Origin of the sequence: Pantoea sp. ME81 (genome assembly GCF_903970985.1) — a bacterium.
Lineage (GTDB): Bacteria > Pseudomonadota > Gammaproteobacteria > Enterobacterales > Enterobacteriaceae > Pantoea > Pantoea communis.
In genome coordinates this window covers 1-5,048 of record NZ_CAJCKS010000259.1, presented here as the reverse complement: position 1 = coordinate 5,048, position 5,048 = coordinate 1, and the positions used below count along the sequence as shown (strand labels likewise).

The 5,048-nt window shown below is 55.3% G+C and carries 6 protein-coding genes; 1 reads left to right on the top strand and 5 read right to left on the bottom strand.

The genetic code is table 11. The features are described from left to right. The 4 genes from H7A81_RS25645 to H7A81_RS25630 form a co-directional block, all read right to left on the bottom strand. A partial coding sequence (locus H7A81_RS25645; RefSeq protein WP_182059148.1) for a DUF993 family protein occupies positions 1 to 505 on the bottom strand: 505 nt, incomplete at its 3' end. A 16-nt stretch (positions 506 to 521) separates the two neighbouring features. Next, positions 522 to 1,763, bottom strand: coding sequence for an MFS transporter (locus H7A81_RS25640; RefSeq protein ID WP_182059147.1), 1,242 nt, complete (start codon positions 1,761 to 1,763; stop codon positions 522 to 524). A gap of 59 nt (positions 1,764 to 1,822) precedes the next feature. Then, positions 1,823 to 2,656: a sugar phosphate isomerase/epimerase gene (locus H7A81_RS25635; protein ID WP_182059146.1), complete on the bottom strand. Its 834-nt coding sequence runs from the start codon at positions 2,654 to 2,656 to the stop codon at positions 1,823 to 1,825. Positions 2,657 to 2,666: 10 nt separating this feature from the next. Beyond that, a complete protein-coding gene (locus tag H7A81_RS25630; RefSeq protein WP_182059145.1) occupies positions 2,667 to 3,818 on the bottom strand; it encodes a Gfo/Idh/MocA family protein in 1,152 nt (383 codons plus the stop codon). A 247-nt stretch (positions 3,819 to 4,065) separates the two neighbouring features. On the opposite strand from H7A81_RS25630, the gene H7A81_RS25625 reads away from it, so the two are divergent. Next, positions 4,066 to 4,701: a TetR/AcrR family transcriptional regulator gene (locus H7A81_RS25625; RefSeq protein WP_249221793.1), complete on the top strand. Its 636-nt coding sequence runs from the start codon at positions 4,066 to 4,068 to the stop codon at positions 4,699 to 4,701. 4 nt (positions 4,702 to 4,705) lie between these two features. Here H7A81_RS25625 and H7A81_RS25620 read toward each other — a convergent pair. Further along, positions 4,706 to 5,048: SDR family oxidoreductase (locus H7A81_RS25620; protein ID WP_182059143.1), on the bottom strand; the 343-nt coding region annotated here is incomplete at its 5' end.

Genomic DNA, 5,048 nt, shown 5'->3' with positions numbered 1-5,048 from the left:
CCTTAGCAATGGCGGCGAGCGCGCGACTGGCCATTAAGATAATACGGCCGCCACAGGCTTCGATTGCTGAGATTTGCTGCTCATACGCGGCAATCACATCCTGTAGGGTCAGTTGGGAAAAGTCCGTCAGATGATCGGTGCCAGCCCCGCTGGCGACCCGTGCCCCCGGATACGCTTTCGCTTGCTCAACACTGCGTTTTATAAGCTCCAGCGCGGTTGGCCAATCCAGCCCCATGCCGCGTTGCGCGGTATCCATGGCTTCCGCGATGCCCAATCCCAGCGACATTAAATGATGGCGATATTCCAGCGTGCTGTCCCAGTCAATCGCCATATCGCTATGTGGATTTTGCATGCGCTGCGGGTCGGCAACCACATGTGCAGCGGCATACACGTCGCGGTTGAATACCGGTTTCACCGGTACGCTCCAGTGGCGCTCACCCTGCATGATGTAGCTGTAGGGCTGACCGTTGCGATCCAGTAAACGCACTTTATTGCTCACAGACATGGTTCTGTTCCTTATTTCAGTGTTTTGCCAGATGCCCGGACGGCATCACATTCTGCGAACTGTTGTGGCTTCCGATAGGCAGGCGACGCACCCCCAGCAACACCAGGCTGCTGCAGATAATGACGCAGGCGGCGACCAGCCAGACCGGTTGCAGGGTGTAATGCTGCGCGTAGTAACCCGCCACAATTGGCGAGATGCCGCCCGCCGCCATTCCCATATTCATCACAAAGCCGATGGCGGAACCGCGCAGAGAAGGCGGCACCAGTTCAGCAGTGAGCGAGAGAACAATGGGTGTAATCGGATAGCCAAGGAAACCGAGGATCAGCACCAGCACAATCACCAACGGCACCGAGAGATTGAATGCCATGGCGGCCATCACCAGCCCGCTGATAAAAGTAATGGTCATCAGAATGGTGCGACGACGTTTGAAATCGCCCTTGTCGCAGTAGCGCCCCAATACAAAACCGCCCAGCGCACCGGTAATGCCCAGCAGACTGGCGATGGTGCCTGCAGTGCCAATCGACAGATTTTTTACCTGCATCAAATAGCTCGGTGCCCACAGCAGCACAATCCACCAGCCTGCCAGCAGCACGAAATAGAACGCGGCCATTAGCAACACCGGCGCATGGCGGAACAAGGTTCTTAATGGCACTTTCTCCGCCGCCTGGCGTGCAATCAACTCGGCAGGTTTCCGATCATTTTTCACCAGCACCAGATACAACAGCGCCACCAGCATGCCCATCGCGCCCGCCACGTAGAACACCACGCGCCAGCCAAAGATCGGACCGAGCATGGCGCCCATCCATGTACCGAGGAATCCGCCAATCGGATATCCCATCCAATAAAGAGACATCACGGTGGTGCGCTGTTTTTCGCTGGTCACGTTGGCCACTTCGAGCGAGGCGGCAGGCCAGAAGATGCCCTCACCGATGCCCGTCATCACGCGGTAAAAAATCAGGCTGGTCATGCTGCCGGCGACACCCGTTAACAGTGTCGCCAGTGAAAACATCATCAGGCCGAGAATCAGCACCGGTTTGCCGCTTAACTTGTCGGCGATAATGCCGGAAATGAACAGAAAGACGATGAAGCCAAAGAAGAAGGAGGAGAGCAAAATGCCACTCTCCGCTTTACCGAGACCGAACTCTCCGGCGATCAGCCCGATGGCTGATGACACCGTCATGCGATCCACCGAGTACATCATGTAGCCAAGGCCGCACAGCACGGTGACCAGAATCATTTTGCGGGTATCTGTATTCATCTTTTCCTCGACAATGTCTGTGACCGACGAAAACAGCTTTTCAGCTCTGTCAGATACGGTTAACCGTGCGCCAGATGGCGAGCCTTGCAGGTCTTAAGCACCTCATCTGGATCCTGAGTCCACCAGTTCAGGCGGGAGAAAATTTCCACTTCATGTAGTCCGCGATAACCCTGGGCTTCTACCGCTTCCCGCATGGCGCGGATATCGATAACGCCATCGCCCATCATGCCGCGATCTTCCAGCAGATCTCGCGTAGGCGTGAGCCAGTCGCAGATATGAAACGCCAGCAGCCGTTTCAGACCCGCACGGGCGATTTCCTGATAAAACTCAGCATCCCACCAGGTGTGATAGACATCGACGGCAATCCCCAGTCCATCGTCACCCAATTCATCGCAGAGATCGTTAGCCTGCTTCAGCGTGTTGATACAGGCGCGATCCGCCGCGTACATGGGATGCAGCGGTTCAATCGCCAGCGGCATGCCGCCCGCGCGGGCGTACTCCAGCAGAGCACTGAGTCCATCACGCACTTGCTGGCGCGCCCCCGGCAGATCTTTCGAACCTGGCGGCAAACCGCCGACCACCAGCACCAGGCACTCTGCGCCTAATTCCAGCGCTTCATCCACCGCTCGCTGGTTGTCGGCCAGGGTCGCCTGGCGTGCTTGCTGATCAACGCCGGGAAACATGCCACCCCGGCAGTAGCCACTCACCCGCAGATCATGATGACGAATCAGCCGCGCCGCTTCTGCTAAACCGATGTTTGCTACCTGATCGCGCCACGGCGAGATGCCGCGAATCTCATGGCGCGCACAACCTTTAATGATTTGGCGTAAATCCCACTGCTGGCGCACGGTCGCCGTGTTGAGCGAAAGTTGTTCGGAATGGGGACGACTCATGTTCGGCTCCTTAGCGTTCCAGCGATGGCACATCAACCCAGCGACGCTCTTTCCAGCTTTTCAATGCCAGATCGACCAGTTGCAAACCTTTGGCTCCTTCCAGCAAATCCCAGCGATATTCCCCTTCGCCCCAGACGTGGCGTAAAAACAGCTCCCACTGCACTTTGAATGCATTGTCGTAGACCTGGGTATCCGGCACGCTGGCCCAGTCATCGAAGAAGTTATGGGTTTGACGGATATCCGGATTCCACACCGGCTTTGGCGTATTGACGCTAGCCTGCGTAAAGCAATCGCTAAGGCCAGCCACCGCTGAACCGTTGACGCCATCCACCTGGAATGTCACCAGATCATCGCGGCGCACGCGCACGCACCATGAACTGTTGATCTGAACAATCGCGCCGTTGTGCAGTTCGAAGGTGGCGTACACCGCGTCATCCGCCGTGGCGTCATAAGGTTGCTGCTGTTCATCCCAGCGCTGTGGAATGTGGGTTGCGCCGATGCAGCTCAGGCTTTTGATTTCACCGAACAGGTTGTCGATGACGTAGCGCCAGTGGCAAATCATGTCGAGGATAATGCCGCCGCCATCTTCGCTGCGGTAGTTCCAGGATGGACGTTGGGCCGGTTGGCGATTGCCTTCAAATACCCAGTAGCCAAATTCACCGCGGACCGATAACACGCGACCAAAGAAGCCGGATTCATTAAGCAAACGCAGCTTTTGCAGACCCGGCAGCCATAGCTTGTCCTGCACCACGCCGTGACACACGCCTTTTTCTTGTGCGAAATGGTATAGATCCAGCGCATCATCCAGCCCCATCGCTACCGGCTTTTCCGAATAGACGTGTTTCCCCTTGCTGATGGCTTTCTTCAGCAACGCCGGACGTGCCTGGGTGGTGGCTGCATCAAAAAAGATGATGTCATGCGGATTATTCAGTGCTTCATCAATGTTGGTTCCCCAGCGTTCAATACCAAATTCCCGCGCCAGCGCAGCCATTTTTTCCGCGTTGCGGCCAATCAGAATCGGATCGGGCATCAATCGGTCGCCATTGGCCAGCGCCACACCGCCCTGCTGCCGAATCTGCACAATCGAACGGATGAGATGTTGATTTTTACCCATTCGCCCGGTCACGCCGTGCATGATGATGCCCACTGGAATCTGCGCCATGTATTCACCTCAAAGTCGTTTGTGATGGAAGTAACACGTTCAACATCTATTTCAACGCTCCGCCGTTCGCTGATTCATAATCAATCAACTAACTGGTTGATGACGTCACTATAATGGGCAGAAAGAGACCTGACTTTGATCGAATTCACATAACCAACTAGTTAGTTGAAAATCTTTTGCCCTTGTTTTATGCGCAAAAAGAGGCACTATAATGCTCAGTAAAACAGTGATATGTGGGGATTCTGCTTTGGTTGATCGTGTTGCGAGTAACATTGAGGATGTCACGGATAAGCAGGTGCGGATACTGATGGCCGCGCGCGCCGAGTTCGCTGAGAAAGGATTCGACGGTGCACGCGTTGATAGCATCGCCGAACGCGCTCATGCCAATAAGCAACTGATTTACTACTACTTCACTAACAAAGACATTCTGTTTACCCGCGTGCTGGAAGAAGCCTATCGTGACATTCGCGAGCAGGAAGCAGCCTTAAAGCTCGATCACCTCCCCGCCGATCAGGCAATTTTGCAGCTGGTGGAGTTTACCTGGCACTATTACCTGAAAAACCCCGAATTCATTCGCCTGCTCAACAGCGAAAATCAGCTCAAGGCGCGGCATCTCAAAGACTCTGACATTACCGTGCAGATTAATCAGAGCTGGAGCAGTATCACCCAGCAATTGCTGCAACGAGGACGCGCCGAAGGAAACGTGCGCGAGGATATCGATGTGATGCAACTCAATATCAATATCTCCGCGCTGGGCTTTTTCTATCTGATCAATCAGTCAACACTATCGATTATCTACCAGCAGGATCTCAGTGCCAAAGCGGCGCTGGACGAGCGCCTGCGCGTGATGAAAGAGTGTATTGCTGCGTGGATAAAGCCGTGATGCATTACTGCGCCAGCCAGCCGCCATCCATGTTCCAGGCCGCGCCGCGCACCTGCGCACCGCCCTCACTGCACAGAAACAGCACCAATGCTCCCAACTGCTCTGGCGTAACAAATGCCTGAGCAGGTTGTTTTTCTGACAATAACGCCAGGCGCGCGGTTTCGGCATCTTCGCCGGCCGCGATGCGTTTATCGATCTGCTGCTGCACCAGCGGCGTTAACACCCAGCCCGGACAGATGGCGTTGCAGGTGATCGGTGATTGGGCATTCTCCAGCGCAATCACTTTTGTCAGCCCTACCACCCCATGCTTCGCAGCGACATAGGCGGCTTTCTCTTTCGATGCCACC